The organism is Paractinoplanes ferrugineus, assembly GCF_016862195.1.
GTDB classification, from domain to species: domain Bacteria; phylum Actinomycetota; class Actinomycetes; order Mycobacteriales; family Micromonosporaceae; genus Actinoplanes; species Actinoplanes ferrugineus.
Window position 1 is genome coordinate 34,934 of sequence record NZ_BOMM01000032.1, and the last position, 21,104, is coordinate 56,037.

The window sequence follows — 21,104 nt, forward strand, 5'->3', positions numbered from 1 at the left end:
ATAGATGGCCGCGCGCGCCTGGTCAAGTGGCGCCTGCTCACACCCAGGCGAAAGCGCACCCCGCACCTAGCGCGGGATGCGCTCAAACCGGACGAAGATCACACTACCCGCGCGAAGCGGACGCAGGCGGGTTACCGCCAGCGGGACAGAATGCCCAGTGATGCGACCATGCACCCGAAGCCGACCGCGAGGTTCCAGTAAGACCACGACGCGACCGGCCACTGCTGCGAGGACAGGTAGTAGACGACGAGCCAGGCGATCCCGATCACGATCAGCGCCACCGCGGTGATCGGCAGCCAGATCGGACTCGGCTTTTTGTTCGCCGCGGCAGCCGCCGCCGGACGGATGTCCGTCGGCGGGGTGTAGACCTTCTTCTTGCGAACCTGAGACTTCGGCACGGTGCTCTCCTGAGGGCAACAAGTGGTGAACAACCCACCGCTGAGCGGCTCGGGATGACCCGATTGCTGCCCGTGGCGAATACTGTTCGACAGCTAGCGTAGTCAAGGCAGCACGCAGTCAGGCAACCGCCAGGCGAGGAAATTGCCGGCCGCCTGTTTTCCTGCCTTACATCGAAGGGAATGAGGACGTGGAGTACACGACCGGCGCACCGTCGTGGCGGCTCGTTCTGCGGCGCGCTCTGGGTGGCCTACGGCCGCGCCGGCGCACCCAGCGAGTCCGCGGATGGTCGGTCGCTGTGCCATTGATCGCCCTCGCTGCCGGCCTGCTCTTCACCACCTCGGCCCGCACCGCCGACGGCACCCAATTGCGGGACGACCGCCGCCCCCAGCTCGCCCAGCTCATCGCCGACAAGAAGAACCGCCTCGCCGCCCGCGAGAAGAGCGCCGCCGAGCTGCGCAACGAGGTCGACGCCGACTCGGCCCGGTTGGCCGAGACCGATCTGCCGGTCAAACAGGCCCGGCAGCGCGCCGACGCGTTGCGCGCCGGCGCCGGCTTCACCGCCCTGCGCGGTCAGGGCCTGACCGTCACTCTCAACGATTCACCCCGACGAGCAAGCGACATGGGTCCGAACGCCCCCGACAACGACGACCTTGTCGTCCACCAGGGTGACGTCCAGGCGGTCGTGAACGCCATGTGGGCCGGTGGGGCCGAGGCAATGTCGATCATGGATGTCCGCGTCATCTCCACCAGCGCGGTACGCTGTGTCGGCAACACGCTGCTACTACACGGCCAGGTCTTCTCTCCACCCTTCAAGATCACTGCGATTGGCGAACCCACAACGATGCGTCAAGCGTTGGAGTCCGCGGAGGGAGTCCAGCAGTTCCGTGACGCCGTGGCCGATTTTGGTCTCGGCTACACGGAAACCGTCGAGAGGAACGTGACTGTGCGGGCGTACGACGGATCAAGTGATCTCAGATCCGCACGGGTGGCCGAGTGATGGCACCAGACAATCCGGCCGGCAACTCGGGGCGGCACCGGGCCCCCGACGGCGAGGCCCACACGGCCTACATCCCACACCTGGCTGACGCCTCTTCGGACGGCGTCCCCGGCGGTCCACTGGCGGCCCCGCTCGGCCTGGGCGGCCATCCGACGCCCAAGGCGGAGCCTCGGTCAGCCCCGGCCACGTCCCCGCCGTCGTCTTTCCCGCTGCCACCACAGCCGGCCGCCCCAACCCCACCGGGCCCGCCGCCGTCGGACACCCCGCAACCGCATGCCGGGGCCCCCTCATCGGGACCGCCGTCGTCGACACGGCTATCGCCGGGACCGTCGTCAGCACCGCCGTTGTCCGGACCGCCGTCGGGATTGCCGCTGTCGGGACCGCCGCCGCCGGGACCGCGGTCGTCAGGCCCGCCGTCGTCGAAGAACTCGGTGACGCATGCCGTCGCCGCGGCGCCTGGAGCTCCGATCTCGGGCCCCGCCGGCTCGCCCGTCCCGCCGGACGTGCGCACCCCGGACACCCGACCGCCGGACGTGCGCACCCCGGACACCCGACCGCCGGCCGCGGAGACCGCGGTGCTCAGTCCCGACGCGGACGCCGAGCGGCGCATCGCCGCCGCCCGTGCCGACTTCGCCCGCCCCGCTTCCCCGGGCCCCACGGGCTCGACCATCCCGGCCGGACAGTCCCCATCGCCCGGTTTGCCGGAATTCGCAGGTCCGCCCCCGCAATCCGACTCGGCAGCGCCCCCCGCAACCGACGTCGACGACGTGCATGCCGCGGCAACGGCCGCTCGCCTGCGCCTCCCTGGGCCACCACCGGCGCGGCCGGCCGGCAACGAGTTCGACTTCTTCGCCGCCGCCGCCGAAACCCACCCGGTGTCCCCGCCGGCCGAGCGGAAACGCCCCGCCCCGCGGATCGACGCCGCCGGCATTCAGGGCGTCAGCGCGCCCCCGGCGAGCGGGTTCAGCTCCCCCCAGGCGCCCAGCCCGGCCTCCGGGTTCCCGGCCACCACGTTCACTCCGGCGGAGCAGCCCTGGCCGGCCACCGCGTTCCCCGCGGCGGAGCAGCCCTGGCCCGCGACGGCGCGCGCGTTTCCGGGGACCGACGTGCCGCGGCGGGAGGTGTCGGCCAACGGTCACGTTCCGGTGGTCGAGACGAACTACGCCGGCGGGCAGAGCGCGGACGCCTTCATGAACGGTCATGGGCACAACGGACATGCCGCCGACCCGTCCGTCGGGCAAACCACTGTCCCGCTGCGGGCGCACCAGCCGGCCGAGGCTCACCAGGCACGCGGCGGCGGTTCCCCGGCGGGCCAACCCGGCGCTGGCGGCCTATACCCGACAAATCCGACTTCCCCTGTCAGCCCGAACGGCGCCGTCAGCCCGAGCGGCCCCGGCGGCCCGAACGGCCCCAGCAGCCCGAACGGCCCCGGCGGCCTAACCGGCACCGGGACGAGCGGCACCGGCGGCGTGAGCGGCGCGGCGGGAACGATGTGGGCGAGTGGGCCCGGCGCGGCTGCCGGCGGGATGGCGCCACGGTGGGACGGACAACGGCCCGACCTGTCGCGAAGCTTCGGGCCCGCGCCGATCGACCCCAACCAGACGGCTGTCCTGCGGGACGACAACGCCCCGACGGGCGTACTCCCAGCAGTGAAACCCAGGGTGAGCGACCCCCGGCCGGCGATCCGGGAACCCACCGCGCTGATGTCCGCGGTGCCCGGCCTCGCGGCGAAGGCCGCGAAAGCCGGCGCCGACCCCGACGCCGTGCTCGGCGCGGCCCCGGCCCCGCCGGTACGGCCGGGCGGGCCCGAGAGGAAGCCGGAACCGGTCGACGTGGGTGGGGATGACAAGCCGAAACGCGGCGAGCGCGTGGTGCGGTTGCGGCCCGAGCAGACCGATGAGGGCTACAAGAGCGTCTACTCGGAGTTGACCCGGCCGACGCTGGGCTCACGGATCCGGGCCGGCGTGCGGGTCTCCGGCGAGCTGATGATCACGTTCGGCCTGATCATCCTGTTGTTCGCGGGCTACGAGGTGTTCGGCAACTCGGCGAAGGTGCAGGACGAGCAGGACGCCCTGGGCAGCGAGCTCGACCAGCAGTGGAACGACCCGACCGTGGCGCCGACCGTGGCCGCCCCGAAGGGTCCGGCCGCACCCGGCAACGGGCTGGTCGGCCGGCTCTACATTCCGAAGCTCGACAAGGAGTGGGTGGTCGTCAACGGTGTCCGCCCGCAGGACATCAAGTACGCCCCCGGCCACTATCCGGACACCGCGCTGCCCGGCAAGATCGGCAACTTCTCGGTCGCCGGGCACCGGATTCGCAAGATCTTCTGGCGGCTCGACGAGCTCAATCCGGGTGACGTGATCGGTGTCGAGACCAAGGACTACTGGTACGTCTACAAGGTCTACGGCCAGGAGATCGTGAAGCCGAGCGCCATCGAGGTGGTCGCGGCGGTCCCCGACAAGCCGACCGCGAAACCGACGAAGGCGCTGCTCACGCTGACCACCTGTAACCCGAAGTTCAACAACTACCAGCGGCTGATCGTGCATGCCGAACTGGCAAGCAAGGTCGCCCGCAACCAGTCCCTGCCCGACGCCGGGATGCCGGCCGAGATGAAGGCGTAGCCGATGTACGCCTGGATCTGGCACAAGCTCCCGTTCGGACTGTGGGGAAAGCTGATCGGCTCGATCGGCTTGGCGGTCGCCACCACCGCCCTGTTGTGGTACGTCGTCTTCCCTTGGGCGACCCCGCTGCTCCCGTTCGACGACGTACAGGTCGGCACCGGCACCGGGCAGGACGGCCCGGCGCAGGAGGACCCGAACGTCATCTCGTCGGACAGCGTCGAAGGCCCCGACGAGATCCCCTACAGCACCGAGTCCAACGCCCCGCACCCCTCGACTTCGGCCACCTCGAAGTCCTCTCTCCCAGGTGACTGACGTGCGCATTCTCGTTATCGACAACTACGACTCGTTCGTCTTCAACCTGGTCCAATACCTCGGCCAGCTCGGCGCCGAGTGCGAGGTGCGGCGCAACGACGAGATCTCCGTCGCCGACGTCGGCACCTTCGGTGCCGCCGGCATCCTGCTTTCACCGGGGCCGGGCACACCGGAACGGGCCGGCATCATGATGGAGACAATTACGGCGTACGCCGGAAAGGTCCCGATGTTCGGGGTGTGCCTCGGTCATCAGGCGATCGGGGCGGCGTTCGGGGCCACCGTCACCCGCGCGCCGGAGCTGCTGCACGGCAAGACTTCCGAGGTGAAGCACACCGGTGCCGGCGTGCTGGCCGGCCTGCCCGACCCGTTCACCGCGACCCGCTACCACTCACTGGCGGTGGTCCCGGAGACGCTGCCGGACGAGATCGAGGTGACCGGCCGCACCGAGTCGGGCGTGGTGATGGCGATGCGCCACCGCACCCTGCCGATCGAGGGCGTGCAGTTCCACCCGGAGTCGGTCCTCACCCAGGGCGGCCACACCATGCTGGCGAACTGGCTGGCCTTCTGCGGTCTGCCGACGGCCCTGGAAAAGGCACCGCCGCTCGCCGCCGAGGTCGAGACCCGGCGCCGAGCGGCGTTCGCTACCGCCTAGTCGTTCTCCCGCAGGGTCCCGAGCGCGCCCCCGATGACCTCACCGCCACCATTACCGCCATTGCCACCGCCATTGCCGCCCGGCGGTGTCTCGGTGTCGGACGGCGACGGGGTGCCGCTCGGGTTGTCGGTGGTCTCTTGAGCCACCGTGATGGTCACCTTGTCGCCCTTTTCGACAGTGCTGTCAGCCTTGGGGTTCTGCGCGATGACCGTGCCCGGCACCTGGCTCGGGTCGGTGATCTTGCCGGTGACGGTCGTGACGTTGAGGCCGGCCTGCTGGAGCAGAGCCTTGGCGACGTCACCGCTCTGGCCCGTCACGTTCGGCATCGGGATCTTGTTGGCCTTGGACAGGCTCACGGTGATCTCGGTGCCCGGGTCGACGGTCTGGCCGGCGCTCTCGACGTTGACGACGGTGTTGAGCGGCTTGTCGCTGCTGGTCGGCTTGAACTTGGCCTTCAGCCCGACCGCCGTCAAGGCGTCCTCGGCGGCCTGCTTGGAGCTGCCGACCAGGTTGTTCGGGACCGTGACCTCATCCGGCTTGTTGCAGAGCTGGTAGGTGACCCCGGTGTCGGTGGGGACCTGCTCGTTCTTCTGCGGGCTCTGGTTGATCACCTTGCCGTTGCAGTCGGCGCTGGTGCTCGGCGACAGCGGCGAGACGTTGTTCAGGCCCTTGGCGCTGAGCAGCGCCCGTGCCTGCTGATCGGTCTTGCCCACCAGATCGGGCATCGCGACCGTGACCGGCTGCTGCTGCTTGCCGCCACCCTTGTCGTCGTCGTTACGCGACATCGCCAGCGCGACCCCGAGCACGACCACGACCAGCACACCGAGGGCGGCCAGCGCGGCCATCACCCACGACGAGTTCTTGCGCTCCGGCGGCCGCGGCGGCATGTTGCCGACCGGCCGCTGCATGCTGGTGGCGGCCTGCGGCTGCCACTGCCGGGTCTGCTGCTGCGCGCCGAGGGCCATCGTCTCGGCCTCGGTCATCACGGGCGTGGCCAGGACCGGGCGACCGGAGACCGCACGCAGCGCGTCGGCGCGCATCTCCTGGGCGCTCTGGTAGCGGTTCATCGGGTTCTTGGCGAGCGCCTTCAGCACGATCGCGTCGAGGTCCCGCGGCACGTCGGGGTTGACGTCGCTGGGCGCCTTCGGTTCTTCCCGGACGTGCTGGTAGGCGACGCTCACCGGGCTGTCACCGACGAACGGCGGGTGCCCGACGAGCAGCTCGAACAGGACACAGCCGGCCGCGTACACATCGGAGCGCGCGTCGACCGACTCGCCGCGAGCCTGCTCGGGGGAGAGGTACTGCGCCGTGCCGATGACCGCGCTGGTCTGCGTCATGGTGGTAGCACCGCTGGCCAGGGCCCGGGCGATACCGAAGTCCATGACCTTGACCTGGCCGTTCTGCGTGATCATCACGTTGCCGGGCTTGATGTCCCGGTGGATGATCCCGTGCCGGTGGCTGAACTCCAGGGCGGCGCAGATGTCGGCGGTGATCTCGAGCGCCCGGCGCGGCTGAAGTCGCTGCTCCTCGGCGAGAACTTCCTTCAGGGTCCGCCCGTTGACGAACTCCATGACGATGAACGGCAGCTTCTCGCCGGTCGACGAGATCTCCTCGCCGGTGTCGTAGACCGCGACGATCGCCGGGTGGTTGAGAGCCGCCGAGTTCTGCGCCTCCCGCCGGAACCGTTCCTGGAAGGTGGCGTCGCGGGCCAGGTCGGTGCGCAGCATCTTGATGGCTACATCGCGGCCGAGGCGGAGATCGCGCCCCTTGTGCACCTCGGCCATGCCGCCGTAGCCCAATAGCTCGCCGACCTGATACCTGCCACCGAGCAGGCGGGCCTGCGCCGTCATAGCGTCTGTCGTCCTTCTGTAGCGAGGGTCCAGCCGGATTTCGCGCCCGTCTGTCTGATTAGACGGTACGACGCCGCCCACAGTTCACTGTCGGCAGTGCCCTTCTGAGCGACCGCCACGTGCACGGACCGGCCAGTGAATGCGTTGTTCTTCTGCTGCTGCTTGTAGAGGAACGAAATCACCCCGGCGCAGAGCAGAACCAACAGCGCTAGGACGACGGCCAACACGATCAGCACCTGCCGGCCGGCCGAGCTCTCCGGCTTCGCCATCGGCGCCGACTGGGCCTGAACGGGCCTGGGTGCGACGTACGGCGGGCGGTAGGGCTGCGGCTGTTGCGGTTGCTGAAAGGGCGGCCCCGACGAGCGTACGGGAGCGGCACCACGTGCGCCCGAGGTGGGTCGCGGCACCGGAGGGTACGGCGGACGCGCGCTACCAGCGATGGGAGAGCCGTGTACGGGTGCGGGGCTGGCCGGCGCCGTGGCCCGAGCGGACTGCCCGGCCGGCTGCTGTGACGTGGCTGACAGTGCCGAGGCGGCCTGCCGGGCCACGGCCGCCATCGCCGAGGCCGACGGCCAGCGCTCCGACGGGTTCTTGGCCAGGGCGCGGTCCACGATGGCGCGCACCGACGGCGGGATGTCGGCGGGCAGCGGCCGTGGCGTCTCCCGTACGTGCTTCATCGCGATCTCGATCGGGGTGGCCCCGTCGAACGGCCGATGGCCGGAGAGGCACTGGTAGGCGACCACGCCGAGGGCGTACACGTCCGAGGCCGGCGTGGCGCCCTCGCCGGAGGCCTGTTCGGGTGAGATGTAGGAGGCCGTGCCGAGCACCGAGCCGGCCACGGTCAGCTGGCCGACCAGGGCCGAGCGGGCGATGCCGAAGTCGGTGAGCACCAGCGTGCCGTTCGGCCGGACCAGCAGGTTGCCGGGCTTCACGTCGCGGTGCACGATGCCGTTCGCGTGCGCGGCCTGCAGCGCGTCGGCGGCCTGGGCCACCAGCGCCATGGTGCGGGCCGGGGTGAGCCGGCCGACCCGGCTCAGGGTGCGGGACAGGGCGTCGCCCTCGACATACTCCATGACCAGGAACGCGAGCTGCTGGTCACTGCCGTAGTCGTAGACGTCGACGACCCCGGGGTGGTTGATCGTGGCCATGGTGCGGGCCTCGCCGCGGAACCGCTCGGCGAAGCCGGGCTCGTCGAGCAGGGCCGGGAGCAGGATCTTGACAGCAACCGTCCGGCCCAGCACCTCGTCGGTGCCGCGCCACACGTCGCCCATCCCACCGCCGGCGATCCGCTCGTCGAGGCGGTAGCGGCCGCCGAGGGTCACCCCAGGGCTGATCATTCAGTCCCCTCCCCCTCCGGCGACGGCCTTCATGATGAGCCCGGAGATCCGGGCCGCCTCGGCGCTGGCGTGGCCGCCGGGCACGTTCTCCAGCATGACGCAGACCGCGGAGACCGGCTCGCCCTTGTCGTTGTAGGCGAAGCCGATGAACCAGCCGTGCGGGTCGGCGCCGACCTTGTTCTGCGCCGTACCGGTCTTGCCGCCGACCGTGAGGCCCTTGATCTTGGCCTTCTTGCCGGTGCCGTTCTCCACGACGCTGACCATCATGTCCTTGAGATCGCTCGCGACGCCGTCCGTGATCGGCGTCCGCCCGACCTTGGGGGTGGCCGTGTAGATCGTCCGGCGGTCCGAGCTGAGTTCCTTCTCGACCAGGTAGGGCCGCATCTGCTTGCCCCCGTTGGCGACCGTGGCGGCGATCAGCGCGCCCTGCAGGGCGGTCATTCGCACGTCACGCTGGCCGATCGACGACTGCGCCAGGGCGCCCTTGTCGACGCTGCCGTCCGGGTTGGCGATGGCTCCGGTGCGGCTGGCCGCGACCGGCAGGCCGCCGCTCCCCAGGTTGCCGACGGTAAGCGTGTCGTCCTCGAAGCCGAACGCCTTCGCCATCTCGACGACCTTGTCGCGACCGAGCTTCACGCCCAGCTTGGCGAAACCGGTGTTGCAGCTCTCGGTGAGCGCTTCCTTGAGCGAGATCTCGCCACCCGGGCAGACTTCGTCCTCAGCGTTGCGGATGACCGCGCCGCTCTCCGAGTAGACGCTGCCGGCCGGGATCTCGGTCTGCTGGTTGTACTGACCGCTGCTCAGCGCCGCCGCCGAGATGATCACCTTCATCGTCGAGCCGGGCGGCAGCGTCTGCTGCGTGGCCCGGTTGAGCAGCGGTTGGTCGTCGTCCTTCAGCAGCTTGTTGTACGCCGCCGCGGCCGCCTTCTCGTTGTGGCTGACCAGCGGGTTCGGGTCGTAGCTGGGGATCGACGCCATGGCCTGGATCGCCCCGGTGCGCGGGTCGATCGCGACCGCGGCGCCCTTCTTGACCCCGCGCTCGTTGTCGAGCAGCTCCTGGTACGCCGTCTCCTGCGCCTTCGAGTTGAGCGACAGGACGATGCTGCCGCCACCGGTGTTGTTGCCGGTGAACATGTCCTTGACCCGGTCGGCGAAGAGCTTGTCGCTCTCCCCGGACAGGAAGTCGTTCTCGCTGCTCTCGATCCCGGTGGCACCCAGGCTGACCGGGCGGTAACCGATGACCGGCGCGTAGATCTCCTTCTTCGGGTAGATCCGCAGGTACTTCAGCGCGTCGCCGGTTTCCTTGTTCTCGGCCAGGCCCTTGCCGCCGACCTCGATCACGCCGCGGGGCCGTTCGTACTGGGCGACGACCACGCGACGGTTGAAGTCGTTGGTGCGATAGTCGTCCGCCTTGTAGGCCTGAACCCAGTTCAGGTTGGCGAAGAGCAGGCCGAACAGGACCAGGATGACCACACCGGCCCGGCGCAGGGGAGCGTTCACGGCTGGATCACCTCCGTCATGGCGCCGTGGAGCTGAGTGGGTGCTTTCTTGGGTCCGGGACCTCCCGGGCGGTCTGCGCCGGAACCTCCGGCCGCAGGACCGCGGGCCGCGTTCGAGATGCGCAGCAGCATCGCGATGAGCAGCCAGTTCGCCATCAACGACGAGCCACCCGCGGAGAGGAACGGGGTGGTCTGGCCGGTGAGCGGAATGAGTCCGGTGATGCCACCAAGAATGACGAACAGCTGCAAGCCCAGGGTGAACGCGAGACCGCCGGCGACCAGCTTGCCGAACGAGTCGCGGACGTTCAGGGCGGCCCGCAGACCCCGCTCGACGATCAGGAGATAGACCACCAGCAGCGCGGAGAGGCCGAAGAGGCCGATCTCCTCGCCCATGCCGGCGAAGATGAAGTCGGTCTGCACCTCGGGCACGAAGCGGGGCGAGCCGGCGCCCGGCCCGGACCCGAACATGCCGCCGGTGCCCAGCGAGAGCAGGCTCTGCACCAGCTGATAGCTGCCGCCGTTGCGCTCGTAGTTGGACAGCGCGAACGGGTCGAGCCAGACCTGGGCCCGGTCGTAGAAGTTCGCGAACGGACCGCCGACCGACGCACCCAGTAGGTAGGCCAGGTAGACGCCGCCGAAGAACAGCAGCAGACCGATGATCAGCCAACTGGCCCGTTCGGTCGCGACGTAGAGCGTCACCACGAACAGGCCGAAGTACAGCAGGGCCGTGCCGAGGTCCTTCTCGAAGACCAGGACCAGGAGGCTGAGCAGCCAGACCGTGACGACCGGGCCGAGGTCGCGGCCGCGTGGGAAGTCGATGCCGGCGAACCGCTTGCTGGCCAGCGAGAGCACTTCTCGTTTGCGCACCAGGTAGTACGCGAAGAAGGAGACCAGTGCCAGCTTCGCGAACTCACCGGGCTGGATCGAGAAACCGCCCAGCTTGATCCACAGCTTGGCGCCGTTGACCTCGGAGAGGCTGCTCGGCAGCACCGCGGGGATCATCACCAGGACGATGCCGACCAGGCCGAGGGTGTACGCGTACCGGGAAACGATCTTGTGGTCGCGCACCACCAGCAGCAGGACCGCGGCGAGTACGAGCGAGCCCAGCGTCCAGGCCAGCTGGCGGCCGCCGATGCCCGCGAAGATCCCCGGTACCGGCAGCTTCTCGGAGAGCGCGTCGCCGATGTCGAGCCGGCGCAGGAAGCCCACGCCGAGCCCGTTGATCAGCGCGACCGCCGGGATGAGCACCGGGTCGGCGTACGGCGCGGTGAACCGAACCACCAGGTGCAAGCCGAGGAACAGCACGCTGAGCAGCGCGGCCGGCACCCAGAAGGTCGGGGTTATCTCACCGATCCGGTTGGCCTCGACGGTGGCGCCGTACGCCGCCACCAGGATCATGGCGAATGCCAGGAGACCCAGCTCGGCATTGCGCTGGGTCTTCATTCCCGGGATACGCGACATCTCACCCGTGGAAGCGGGCGACGGAGCCGGTACGGCGGGCGCGGTCAAGAAATCCCCAGACGTGTCGAGCGGAAGGTCAGTTGACGGTCCGGCACCCGGCCGGATCGTCGACCGGCGGAGCGCTCTCGGTGACCTGAACGGACGGCGTGGTGGCCGCGACGGTAGGCGCCGAGGACTGTCCAGCAGCCGCCGGTGGTGCGGTGACGGTGGCGGCGACAGTCGGTTCGGTGCCGGGTGTGGAGCAGAGCGGCTTCAAGTTCGGGTTGGTCGGGTTGTCGTCGGTGAGCTCGGCGAGCGTCTCCACCGCGTCGTTCCGGTCCTGTGCGTGAATGCCCTGTTTGACCCGCTCCTGCGCGACCGTGGTGAGGTCTTCGAGCCGGGCCGGGCTGGTCTCGTTGACGTCGGACAGGTCGAGCCCCGCGATCTGACCCGGGACGCCCCGGAAGATGGCGAGTTGGCCGGCCTCGGTCGCCCCCACGTAGTACTGGTCCTGGGTGTAGCGATAGCCGAACCAGAGGCCGCCGCCCAGCACCGCGAGCAGCAGCAGCACCAGCAGACCGGTGCGAACCGGATGCCTCTTCGGCTCCGGCTCCCGGTCGTTGTAGTTGGCCTGCTCGACCTGCTCCGGCTGGGGCGGGCGAGGAGCCTTCAGCGCGGCCGCGCGGGCCGCCGCCGAGGAGCTGTCCGCCACCGTGGTGTTGCCCCGGTCGATGGCGGCCGCGCCACCCACGATCGGCGCCTGCTCCACGATGTCCTTGTTGTCGAGGGCGTCGGCGATCACCACGGTGATGTTGTCGGGGCCGCCACCGCGCAGCGCGAGCTGCACCAGCCGCTCGACACACGCCTGCGCATCGGCGAGCTCGCGCATCGTCTGCCCGATGGTTTCCGAGCTCACCACGCCGGACAAGCCATCGCTGCAGATCAGGTAGCGGTCACCGACGAGCACCTGGCGCACCGAATATTCGGGGTCGATGTCGCGACCGTCCAGAGCGCGGGTGAGCAGCGACCGCTGTGGGTGGCTGCTCGCCTCCTCCGGGCTGACGCGGCCCTCGTCGACAAGCATCTGGACGTAGGTGTCGTCCTTGGTGATCTGGGCGAACTCGTTGTTACGCAGCAGGTAGGCACGGCTGTCACCGATGTGCACCATGCCGAACTTGCTGCCCGAGAAAAGCACTGCGGTCAGCGTCGTGCCCATGCCCTCGAGTTGAGGGTTGGCGTCGACGGTGTCGCGCAGATGCTGGTTAGCCGTGCCGACGGCGTGACGCAGAGCGTCCACCAGGGCGTCGCCGGGCACGTCCTCGTCGAGTGGCGCCATCGCAGCGATGACGATGTTGGAGGCCACGTCGCCGGCGGCCATGCCGCCCATCCCGTCGGCGACAGCAAGAAGCCGCGGCCCGGCGTAGACGGAGTCCTGGTTCAGGTCTCGGATCAGACCGCGGTCGCTCTGAGCGGCATAGCGCAGGGTCAGGGTCATGGCCGTAACTCAAGAGAAGTGCGCCCGATGCGGATCGGAACGCCAAGGGGGACGGGAGTAGGTCCGGAGACCTTACCGCGATCGAGATAGGTGCCGTTCGTCGAGCCGAGATCCTCGACGAACCACTGTCCTTCCCGCGGGACGAGCCGAGCATGCCGAGCCGAGGCGAAGTCGTCGGTGATGACGAGCGTCGAATCCTCGGCCCGACCGATCGTGATCGGGATTTCGCCCAACGTGATGCGCGTGCCCGCCAGGTTGCCGGCCGTCACCACCAGTTGTCGTGCGGCCTTACCGCGTTTCACCTTCGCCGGCCGGCCCGCCGGCATCGCGCCACCCACCCCCCGAGGGCTGGCGACGATGCTCTTGGACCGGACGCCGGCGAAAAGATCCCGGCGGATCACCCCGACCACCGTGAACACGAAGATCCACAGAAGGATGAGGAACCCGAACCGGGCGACGGTGAGGACGAATTCGGGCAAGGTGCCTAGCCGTCCACTCGGAAGGTCAGCGTCGTGGTGCCCAGCTGAATCATGTCGCCCGGGTTGAGCGCCACGGCCGAGACCCGCTGGCCGTTCACCATGGTGCCGTTGGTCGACCCGAGGTCGGTCAGCACCACCTGGTTGCCGTCGTAGTCCAGCCGCGCGTGTCGCCGCGAGATGCCGACGTCGGGCAGGCGAAGGTTCGCCTGGTCGCCCCGGCCGATCACGGTCGAGCCCATCTGCAGCGGGTAGGTGCGCCCGTCGCCGGACACCAGACCGACACTGCGGCCGTTCGGCCCGCCGTGCTGCTGGTAGCCACCCTGATGCTGGTCGTAAGGCGGGTATTGCGGTCCCGCGTCATAAGCCGGCTGTTGCACCGGGGCGACCTCGCCACCGGTGTACACCTCGGCGGTCACCCGGAACATCCCGGTGTCCAGGCCCTCGCCCCGCTCGATCTCGACGATCACGTCGCCGTAGACCGTCCAGGCCTGCTCACCGATGAACTCGGCCTGCGACTGCGCGAGCTCCTGTGCGAGCGCGGCAGCGTACGGCGCGAGCCGGCTGTGGTCATAAGGTGAAAGGTCGATCACGTAGCGATTCGGCACCAGGGTGCGGCCACCGGCGAGGATGGCCTTGTGGGCCTCAGCCTCCCGCTGCATGGCATTCAGAATCTCCACAGGGTGCACGACACCCTTGAACACCTTCGCGAAGGCCCCTTCGACAAGGCCTTCCAATCGCTTCTCAAAGCGCTGCAGCACGCTCACCGGCTCCTCCTCGGCTTCCGAGGACATGATGGTATCCGGCCGCCGCTTGGCATCTGTAGCTCGCGGCTGCCGGCACTTCTGACCCTCGTATGACCCCCGTCGACGCCGTGCTAGTCTTCCCTGGCGTCGCGGGCGATAACAACTCGCTTGGTGACGTGCGACAGCGTAGTCTGTCGCAGCCAGTAACAAGAAGTTGGCCCACCAGCCGACTTGCCACGGGGATGTGGCGGAATGGCAGACGCGCACGGTTCAGGTCCGTGTGTCCGAAAGGACGTGGGGGTTCAACTCCCCCCATCCCCACGAGAGTCCAGGGGCCCTGTGTTCGCGGAAGCGCGAACATGGGGCCCTCTCGTTATATCTGCTCCGGGGGCCGAGCCCCCGGAAGCCCCCACGGTGGGCGGGGGTGCGGCTGCCCGGGAAGGTCACGCTCGCCGGATGCGGCGTGGGTTTTGGTTGCTGTGGGTTATAGGTTGCGGTTTGATCTCGGCAGGTCTGAGGCTTGTGTACGGGTGGGGTGCGTCACCTTTACCACGCTTTTAGGACTGATCACGATTTGGTTTCGTGTTCTGGCTGTGCCTGACCGGTGAGGTTTGCGGCTCGCGGTAGGCTCGCGACCTATTTATTGGCGTCGGATCCGGGAGTGTTGCGCTGTGACCGTTGCTCGGAACGGTGTGGGCCAAGGGAAACGTAGCGTTCTCGGAGTGCTCGTCGACGTCACCGATTATGCCGACGCCACCGACCGGATCATCGCGGCCGCGCACGAGCGGCGTGGCTATGCCGTCACCGCTCTTGCCGTGCATGGCGTCATGACCGGGGTGGAAGATGCCGCGCACAACGCGCGCCTCAACTCCTTCGACCTGGTGACCCCCGACGGCCAGCCGGTTCGGTGGGCGTTGAACCTGCTGCACGACGCCGGGCTGAGCGACCGGGTCTACGGGCCCACGCTGACGCTCAAGGTCGTCGAGCGGGCCGCCGCCGAAGGGCTTCCGGTTTATCTCTACGGCTCGACCGAGCCCACCCTCGCCCGGCTGGTGCCGGCCCTCGAGAAGATGTTCCCGGCCCTCAAGATCGCCGGCGTCGAGGCTTCGAAGTTCCGCGAGTCGACCCCGGGCGAGCCGGAAGAGATCGCCGAGCGGATCAAGGCGTCCGGCGCGCGGGTCCTGCTGGTCGGGCTCGGCTGCCCGCGGCAGGAAGTCTTCACCTACGCGATGCGCCCGCACCTCGACATGCCGCTGCTGGCCGTCGGTGCCGCGTTCGACTACCACGCGGGCCTGCTCAAGAACCCGCCGCCGTGGATGCAGAAGTACGCCCTCGAGTGGCTGTGGCGCCTGGGCCTGGAGCCCAAGCGCCTGTGGCGGCGCTACCTCATTCTCAACCCGAAATACCTGACGCGGCTGTTCGCCCAGAAGGCCGGCCTCTGGAAGGCGACGCCCCCCGCACCGGCGACCGCGCCGGCGGACACCTTCGCGGTCTGATCGGCCCGTCGGCGTCTTGATCGCACCCTAGGGGTTCGGCCGATTCGACGCTCCGGAGCCCTTACGGGGCGGCTGGGGTGATAACCCGGTTTCGCGGCGGACCCCACGGGTGAAGGCTGTCGCTGTGGACATCGTCACTGATCTGGTTCTGATGGGGGCGCTCGCCGTGGCTTGGACCGCGGCCGGGCTGGTCGCGGACGGGCTTCAGAACGCCCGTTCGGCGGCGGAACTGCGCCGGCGCTCCGGATGGCTCAGCGCGCTGGTGGTGATCGGGGCGGCGGTGTTCGTGGCCGTGCCGGCGGTCTTGTGGATCCGGCCGGGGGAGCAGCAGGCGCCGAGTGCGGCCCTGCTGGCGGCCATTCCGGCACTGGTCGCGCTGACCGTGGGGGTAAGGCGGCTCGGGCCGGTGCGGCGCGGTGCGGGGGCATTCGCCACCGCGCCGCAGACACCCCTGCCGCCGGCCCTGCGGGCGGCCGCGGCACACCCGCTGATCATCGTTCCACTGCAGGTGACGGGGTTGGCCGCGATCATCGGGCTGCCGATCGCGGCACACGTCGTGGAGATCCCCGCGTCCAATGTGGCGGGCATCGCGATCACGGTCGTCGGCGTGGCGGTGCTTGCGATCGGCATCCGCGCAGCGGTGCGGCACAGCCGGCTGAGCCTTCTTGCCCTGGCCCCGATCGGTCGCGGCCGGCCGCGCGTTCCGGTCAGCCCCCGCTGACCGCGAGTCAGTGCCTCTTGGCTTCCTGCACGTAGAGCAGTTCAAGGATGGAACGGGCGGCCTCGAACCAGCGGTCCAGCCAATCCGACGGTGGGAGCGTTCCGCGGACCGGGAGTTCCAGGAGCAGCCCGCGCAGCAGCGGGTGATCCGCCATCGACTGCGGTCCGGCGCCCGAGTCCGGCCAGCCTGACGACGGGAAGACCGGCTCAGTAAGCCCTTGCAGGTCGAGGGAGGGCAGCTGGGGCGCACGATCGAGAGCGCTGGTCGGCTCGATGCTGTGCGACCGTCCCGGCGACCGCGTCGGCAGTCCGGACGAGCTCGCCCGGGACAGGATCTCGGAGTCGCCGTTGTCGGACAGCGGCATGTCACGCCGATTCTGCCGGTACGCGCTCACCCCGCCGCTGAACCGGTCCTGTGCCGAACTGTTACCTAGATTGTCGGAACCTATCGTCATTTGTCTGCCTTGCCTCGCTCGGTGATGACCCGGCGTGATGACCCGGCCGTCGGCGCGGACCGGTCCGCGCTTCTGCCGTTCAAACGAGGCGACACGGAAAACGACTACGGCCGGTCGGTCCGCCGGAAGCGGACAAACCGGCCGAAATCTACAGTCTTGCCAGGTCAGAGATCGAACTCGCCGTCCTTGGCACCGCCGACGAACGCGTCCCACTCGGACGCGGTGAAGATCAGCGCCGGCCCGGTGGGGTTCTTGGAGTCCCGGACCGCGATGGCCTCCTCCACGAAGGCCACCTCGACACAGTTGTCGGAGTTAGGACCACTGCGCGTGCTCTTGAACCACTGCGCCCGACCTAGATCTAGTCGGAAACCCTTCGTTTCGACTTCCACAATGGCTCCTCTACCAGCATTTCAATCAACTCGAGGGACGCGTCCGCGGTGAGCGCGGCGCCTCGGACGGTGTCGAAGATCGAGATGTACTTACGCAGCTCCTCGGACTTCTCCAGAAAGAGCCCGCCGGTCGCGTTGTCGATGAACACCACATCGGCGTCTCCCTCCTCCTCGAACTCCAGGATCACGAACGTGCCGTCCATGGCCGCATGAGCGCCCACCGTGAACGGCAGGATCTGCAACGTGACGTTCGGCAGCCGCGCGACCTCGATCAATTTGATCAGTTGCCCGCGCATGACCTCGTCACCGCCGACCGGCCTGCTCAGTACCGCTTCATCCAGCACCACCCGAAGATCAATCGGATCGTCCTGAATCAATAACGCTTGACGTTCCATCCGGACACGGACCCGCTGCTTCAATTCCTGCTCGGCGTCATCCAGTCGGGCACCCCGAAGTAGGGCAATTGCGTACTCTTCGCTTTGCAGAAGTCCCGGAACGAGTTGCTGCTCGTACGCCCTAATGGATCTTGCCGCCGTCTCGAGCCCGACATATGCGCCGGTCAGGACCGTGGAATAGGGGTGCCACCAGCCCTTCTGGCGGGCCTCCCTGGCGATTTGGACCAATTCCGACTTGATCGAGGCGTCTACGCCATAAATGTCCAAGATGTTGGAGACGTCGGCCGGGGAAGCGCTGTTGTGCCCCGTCTCAATCCTGGACACTTTGGACGTCGAGCAACCAAGCCGCTCGGCGACGACGTCGATCGTCACGCCCGCCGCCTCCCGATGCCGACGAAGTTCGACTCCGAGCCGCCGCCGGCGAATTGTGGGACTCCGGTGCTGATTCACATGCTCAGTCTCTCTGTCGATCATTTAATCGTTCAAGGCGATCGTGACGAAGACCAACAATCACGGAAGGCTGACATGCAACTTGCATCGCCTCCGGTGGTAGTGCAATCTTTTCGGTATGGCCCGCATCACCACGCACCTTCGGATGATGTGGTTCAACCGACTAAGTGCACCGAAACGGAGCCGTTTACGGGGCGCCGGGTCAGCCTTCCGTCCGAGGTGGACTGATCCACATTGTGACTAGTGTTGGCGACGGCGGCGGTAACGTTCTGCAACGCTTTCGATGATTGGCATTGTCAAAAGCTTGCAATGGTGTTTCGGCTGGGCACACTAAGTGCTTCTGTGTCAAGGTTCACCCCGCGACGAGAGTTTCAGGGCAGGAGATGACGGTGCTTCCTCGGTCCGGTGATGTCATACACGTGACGAAGGCAGCGAGCGTCCAGTTCGCAGCGCCGATGCTCTTCCGCGTCATCCGGGTCCACGACTGGCCGACGTACGAGGGCTGGATCTGGCTTGACGGCTACGAACTCAACACGGCCGGCGACGCGGTCGAACGCCGCTCGATTTTCGTGCAGGTCAGTGGCCTGCGCGCGGTCGGCAAAGCGCCCGACCCCCGCGCGCGTAACGCGCGCCAGCCGGGCATGGTGTCCGGCACGATTCCGGCGCGCAGCGTTCGCACCAACCGCTGACTCTCAGTTACCGCCCGGACCGGCGCTCGACGATCCGGCCGAGCTGGGGGAAGCCGACGGGTCCGTTCCCGAGACCACGATCGTGATCCTCGTATCCGGTGGTACCGCCTGCCCCTCCTTCGGATCGCTGTCGATCACGGTCCCCTGCGGCGCCGCGCTGTTCTTGTAGAGCACGCGGTAACGCAGTCCGTTCTGGTTCAACGCGTCCCGGGCGTCGTCCAAGGTCAGTCCGAGCAGCGCCGGCACCCGTACCTCGGTGGTTGTCGGCTCGGTGGTGGAGGGCTCGGCGCTCGGTGTGGTGGTCGTCGGTTCGCTCGACGGCTTGGTCGGCGCGGAACTGACCGGCGCGGTCGTCGCGACCGTCGTGGCCGGTGTCGAATCCGAAGGGGACCCGCTGCCGTCGTCCGAATTCTGCACGATCATGTAGATCCCCCAGCCGAGCAGGGCGAGCAGGATCAGCACGATGATGCCGACGATGATCGGCATCCACCAGCGATCCGCCGGCCGACCGGGAGCGGGCATCGGCTCCGCCTGCCAGTCGGTGTCGTAGGAAGCCTGACCCGGTTGAGGCGCCCGAACCTCGGCGCGTCCCGACCAGACCGGTTTGGCCCGGCTCGACGCCCAGTCGTCGTCGGCCAACGGCATCACCGACGTCGCATCGGCTCGGGGCGCCACCCTGGTCGCGTCGGCCTCGATCGCGTCGCCGGCCGGCTGGGTCTCGTCGAGACCAGCCGCCCGGGTTTCGTCAGCACCGGCCGCTCGGGTTTCGTCAGCACTGGCCGCCCGGGTTTCGTCCGGGCCCGGCGTCGGCGGGTGCGCCGGCCGAGGCCGCTTGGGCGAGGCGGGCCGGGGCGGCGTGCCGTCAGCCGCTGTCTCATCGAAGGGCGAGAAGCTCCGCGTCTCATCGCTCTCGTCGGACATGTCACTCCTTCGCGTCCGTCACCCGCACGGTCAAGGTACTCAATCTTGCTGCACATAGCACCCGCACTCATGGATTCGCAGGTATAGGTGGTGACCGCTACAGTGCCCGGCATGGCCGACAAGGGCTGGACAGCACGGATAGCCGCGGCGGCCGGAGTCGCCGCCGGCACCGGTGCCGCGCAACTTGGCCTGGGCTACGGCCTGGGCGTGGTGGTCTGGCCGGTGGCCACGACCACCGACCCGAGTGTTTGGCTCGGCAGTCTCGGCTGGGCCACCTGGATCACCGCGAGCGCCACCGTGTTCGGTGCCGTGATCGCGACCCGTCTGGGTGGTTCGGAACGACCCCGCGGCCCCCTGGCGGGGCTTTTCGCGATCTCGGCGGGGCTCGGCGCCTTGGTGGCGGTCGCGCTGATCGCCCTTCCAGCACGAGATGCCGTACGCCTGGAAGCGCACACTCCGCAGGCGATAGCCGGCGCCTACGCCCTGATCGGGGTTGTCCTCGGCGTCGTGGTGGCCTACTGGGCGGTCCGCTCGCGCCCGGTGGGTGCCAACCTGATAGCCACGGCCGCCTGGCTCTGGGCGTTGGCGATCACCGCCATCGTCATCGAGCTCTCCGTGCACCGCGACTCGGCCACCTACCTGACCAGCTGGCAGTTCTCCGAAGCCACCTCGGGTGGCCGCTACGGCACGATCTACTGGCCGAGCGCGCTGCTGACCATCGGCGCCGCCTTCCTGATCGGCATCCTGGCCGCCACCCCGGCCGTCAGCCGAGGCGACCTGGGCGTGGCCGCAGCCACCTCCGGCGCCGTGGGCCCGTTGCTGGTGGCCGCGTCGTTCCTGGTCCTGTCCCCCAGACTGACCGGCGACCTGGGCCCGCTGGAGTCCGCCTACCTGATCGCTCCCTACGCCGTCCTGGCCGGCCTGGCCGGTTCCGCCCTGACCGTCGCCTCAGCCCGGTCCCTCGCCGACCGCCGCTCGGCCACTGCCGCCCGCGCCCTGGCCCGCGGCCCCGAAGCCGCTGGTGACCGCCCCGCCACCCCCAGCACCATGGGTCCCGCCGCCGAGCCCGTCAACGACCGCACGCCCGCCACCGGCTTCCCCGCCGTCAGCCGCGAGGCCACCGACCCGGATTTCCCGGCCGGCAGCCGTGAGCCCGGTGCTGGCTCGGCCGCCCGCGGCCGTCCGACCGCCAGGCGCTTGTTCGGTCGCCGCCGCAAGGCCGAAGATGCCGGGCTCGCCGAGGAGGCCGCGGCCGCCGCGGTGCCGGTCGACCCGTGGGCACACACCGCCGAGCCGGACCACACGGTCGAGCCGGCCTGGCCCGGTGGCCTGGCCGACGAGCCGAAAGCGGCTACGCCGGCCGGCCGCGCCAAACTCCCCACCCAGCCCCCGGCGAACCCGACGCCGCAGCCCGGGGCCCGGACGCCGCAGCCGGCCGGCCCACCGCCGCAACGCGCCAACCCGGTGCCGCAACCGACCAACTCGACGCCGCCACCTGCGGGTGACTCGGGCGAGCGCCCGAAGCCGAGCCCGGTGGCGCGGGCCAAGAGCCCGAAGCCGGTCAACAGTCCGCCGAAGGCACCGGCCGACGCGACGGACCCGGAGATCGCCGCTGCCGCCCGGCCGGGCCGGGGTCGTAAAGCGACCGCACCGGCGAAGTCCGCTCCGGCCCGAGAGACGAAGTCGACCGTCACGCCACCCCCGCAGACTCCGACAATCGCCCAGATCAACCCAAAGCCCCCTGCCGAGGGCTAGGCCGGCGGGG

20 protein-coding genes and 1 tRNA gene are annotated in these 21,104 nt (G+C 69.1%); 9 read left to right on the forward strand and 12 right to left on the reverse strand.

Going from position 1 to position 21,104, the window contains the following annotated elements:
- Positions 1-131: 131 nt before the first annotated feature.
- Complete coding sequence (locus Afe05nite_RS17930; RefSeq protein WP_203818268.1) at positions 132-398, reverse strand: cell division protein CrgA; 267 nt, start codon at positions 396-398, stop codon at positions 132-134.
- Between the two features lie 188 nt (positions 399-586).
- On the opposite strand from Afe05nite_RS17930, the gene Afe05nite_RS17935 reads away from it, so the two are divergent.
- The 4 genes from Afe05nite_RS17935 to Afe05nite_RS17950 all read left to right on the forward strand — a co-directional run bounded on the left by Afe05nite_RS17935 (position 587) and on the right by Afe05nite_RS17950 (position 4,981).
- Positions 587-1,396, forward strand: coding sequence for a DUF881 domain-containing protein (locus tag Afe05nite_RS17935; protein WP_203818269.1), 810 nt, complete (start codon positions 587-589; stop codon positions 1,394-1,396).
- 431 nt (positions 1,397-1,827) lie between these two features.
- Positions 1,828-4,017, forward strand: coding sequence for a class E sortase (locus Afe05nite_RS43855; protein ID WP_239117926.1), 2,190 nt, complete (start codon positions 1,828-1,830; stop codon positions 4,015-4,017).
- A gap of 3 nt (positions 4,018-4,020) precedes the next feature.
- Entirely contained in the window at positions 4,021-4,329 is a 309-nt protein-coding gene (locus tag Afe05nite_RS17945) for a hypothetical protein (protein WP_203818270.1), read from the forward strand.
- 1 nt (position 4,330) lies between these two features.
- On the forward strand, positions 4,331-4,981 hold the full coding sequence (locus tag Afe05nite_RS17950) for an aminodeoxychorismate/anthranilate synthase component II (RefSeq protein ID WP_203818271.1): 651 nt from the start codon (positions 4,331-4,333) through the stop codon (positions 4,979-4,981).
- Here Afe05nite_RS17950 and pknB read toward each other — a convergent pair.
- The 7 genes from pknB to Afe05nite_RS17985 all read right to left on the reverse strand — a co-directional run bounded on the left by pknB (position 4,978) and on the right by Afe05nite_RS17985 (position 13,872).
- Positions 4,978-6,831: a Stk1 family PASTA domain-containing Ser/Thr kinase gene (gene pknB, locus Afe05nite_RS17955; protein WP_203818272.1), complete on the reverse strand. Its 1,854-nt coding sequence runs from the start codon at positions 6,829-6,831 to the stop codon at positions 4,978-4,980. The two genes, Afe05nite_RS17950 and pknB, sit on opposite strands and share 4 nt — an antisense overlap.
- Entirely contained in the window at positions 6,828-8,168 is a 1,341-nt protein-coding gene (locus Afe05nite_RS17960) for a serine/threonine-protein kinase (RefSeq protein WP_203818273.1), read from the reverse strand. The genes pknB and Afe05nite_RS17960 overlap by 4 nt, the downstream gene beginning before the upstream one ends.
- The gene (locus Afe05nite_RS17965; RefSeq protein ID WP_203818274.1) at positions 8,169-9,668 is read right to left on the reverse strand and encodes a peptidoglycan D,D-transpeptidase FtsI family protein; all 1,500 of its coding nucleotides are present in this window, start codon (positions 9,666-9,668) and stop codon (positions 8,169-8,171) included.
- Entirely contained in the window at positions 9,665-11,128 is a 1,464-nt protein-coding gene (locus Afe05nite_RS17970; protein ID WP_203818275.1) for an FtsW/RodA/SpoVE family cell cycle protein, read from the reverse strand. The genes Afe05nite_RS17965 and Afe05nite_RS17970 overlap by 4 nt, the downstream gene beginning before the upstream one ends.
- A 76-nt stretch (positions 11,129-11,204) precedes the next feature.
- Positions 11,205-12,602 carry a PP2C family protein-serine/threonine phosphatase gene (locus tag Afe05nite_RS17975; RefSeq protein WP_203818276.1) on the reverse strand — a complete coding sequence of 466 codons (1,398 nt, stop codon included), beginning with the start codon at positions 12,600-12,602 and terminating at the stop codon, positions 11,205-11,207.
- Complete coding sequence (locus tag Afe05nite_RS17980; protein ID WP_203818277.1) at positions 12,599-13,081, reverse strand: FHA domain-containing protein FhaB/FipA; 483 nt, start codon at positions 13,079-13,081, stop codon at positions 12,599-12,601. The genes Afe05nite_RS17975 and Afe05nite_RS17980 overlap by 4 nt, the downstream gene beginning before the upstream one ends.
- Before the next feature lie 5 nt (positions 13,082-13,086).
- Entirely contained in the window at positions 13,087-13,872 is a 786-nt protein-coding gene (locus Afe05nite_RS17985; protein WP_203732792.1) for an FHA domain-containing protein, read from the reverse strand.
- A 190-nt stretch (positions 13,873-14,062) separates the two neighbouring features.
- On the opposite strand from Afe05nite_RS17985, the gene Afe05nite_RS17990 reads away from it, so the two are divergent.
- The 3 genes from Afe05nite_RS17990 (at position 14,063) to Afe05nite_RS18000 (ending at position 16,041) form a co-directional block, all read left to right on the forward strand.
- A tRNA-Leu gene (locus tag Afe05nite_RS17990) sits at positions 14,063-14,145 on the forward strand.
- 371 nt (positions 14,146-14,516) lie between these two features.
- Entirely contained in the window at positions 14,517-15,320 is an 804-nt protein-coding gene (locus Afe05nite_RS17995) for a WecB/TagA/CpsF family glycosyltransferase (protein ID WP_203818329.1), read from the forward strand.
- A 124-nt stretch (positions 15,321-15,444) separates the two neighbouring features.
- Positions 15,445-16,041 (forward strand): hypothetical protein, encoded by a 597-nt coding sequence (locus tag Afe05nite_RS18000; protein ID WP_203818278.1) that lies wholly within the window; start codon positions 15,445-15,447, stop codon positions 16,039-16,041.
- Positions 16,042-16,048: 7 nt separating this feature from the next.
- On the opposite strand, the gene Afe05nite_RS18005 is transcribed toward Afe05nite_RS18000, so the two are convergent.
- The 3 genes from Afe05nite_RS18005 to Afe05nite_RS18015 form a co-directional block, all read right to left on the reverse strand.
- Positions 16,049-16,495, reverse strand: a complete 447-nt coding sequence (locus Afe05nite_RS18005) for a hypothetical protein (RefSeq protein ID WP_203818279.1) — start codon at positions 16,493-16,495, stop codon at positions 16,049-16,051.
- A gap of 164 nt (positions 16,496-16,659) precedes the next feature.
- A complete protein-coding gene (locus Afe05nite_RS18010) occupies positions 16,660-16,884 on the reverse strand; it encodes a DUF397 domain-containing protein (protein ID WP_203818280.1) in 225 nt (74 codons plus the stop codon).
- Entirely contained in the window at positions 16,854-17,729 is an 876-nt protein-coding gene (locus Afe05nite_RS18015; protein WP_203818330.1) for a helix-turn-helix domain-containing protein, read from the reverse strand. Before Afe05nite_RS18015 ends, Afe05nite_RS18010 begins: the two co-directional genes overlap by 31 nt.
- Positions 17,730-18,118: 389 nt before the next feature.
- Here Afe05nite_RS18015 and Afe05nite_RS18020 point away from each other — a divergent pair, with 389 nt between their 5' ends.
- Positions 18,119-18,418 carry a hypothetical protein gene (locus Afe05nite_RS18020; RefSeq protein WP_203818281.1) on the forward strand — a complete coding sequence of 100 codons (300 nt, stop codon included), beginning with the start codon at positions 18,119-18,121 and terminating at the stop codon, positions 18,416-18,418.
- A gap of 3 nt (positions 18,419-18,421) precedes the next feature.
- On the opposite strand, the gene Afe05nite_RS18025 is transcribed toward Afe05nite_RS18020, so the two are convergent.
- Positions 18,422-19,339 carry a PASTA domain-containing protein gene (locus Afe05nite_RS18025; RefSeq protein ID WP_203818282.1) on the reverse strand — a complete coding sequence of 306 codons (918 nt, stop codon included), beginning with the start codon at positions 19,337-19,339 and terminating at the stop codon, positions 18,422-18,424.
- A 90-nt stretch (positions 19,340-19,429) separates the two neighbouring features.
- Here Afe05nite_RS18025 and Afe05nite_RS18030 point away from each other — a divergent pair, with 90 nt between their 5' ends.
- Positions 19,430-21,094, forward strand: coding sequence for a Hansenula MRAKII killer toxin-resistant protein 1 (locus Afe05nite_RS18030; protein WP_239117927.1), 1,665 nt, complete (start codon positions 19,430-19,432; stop codon positions 21,092-21,094).
- Positions 21,095-21,104: the final 10 nt, after the last annotated feature.

Coding starts and splice junctions, on each gene's coding strand:
- Afe05nite_RS17945 (WP_203818270.1), top strand. CDS start 4,021: ATGTACGCCTGGATCTGGCACAAGCTCCCGTTCGGACTGTGGGGAAAG.
- pknB (WP_203818272.1), bottom strand. CDS start 6,831: ATGACGGCGCAGGCCCGCCTGCTCGGTGGCAGGTATCAGGTCGGCGAG.
- Afe05nite_RS17960 (WP_203818273.1), bottom strand. CDS start 8,168: ATGATCAGCCCTGGGGTGACCCTCGGCGGCCGCTACCGCCTCGACGAG.
- Afe05nite_RS17970 (WP_203818275.1), bottom strand. CDS start 11,128: ATGTCGCGTATCCCGGGAATGAAGACCCAGCGCAATGCCGAGCTGGGT.
- Afe05nite_RS17975 (WP_203818276.1), bottom strand. CDS start 12,602: ATGACCCTGACCCTGCGCTATGCCGCTCAGAGCGACCGCGGTCTGATC.
- Afe05nite_RS17985 (WP_203732792.1), bottom strand. CDS start 13,872: ATGTCCTCGGAAGCCGAGGAGGAGCCGGTGAGCGTGCTGCAGCGCTTT.
- Afe05nite_RS18005 (WP_203818279.1), bottom strand. CDS start 16,495: ATGACGATAGGTTCCGACAATCTAGGTAACAGTTCGGCACAGGACCGG.
- Afe05nite_RS18025 (WP_203818282.1), bottom strand. CDS start 19,339: ATGTCCGACGAGAGCGATGAGACGCGGAGCTTCTCGCCCTTCGATGAG.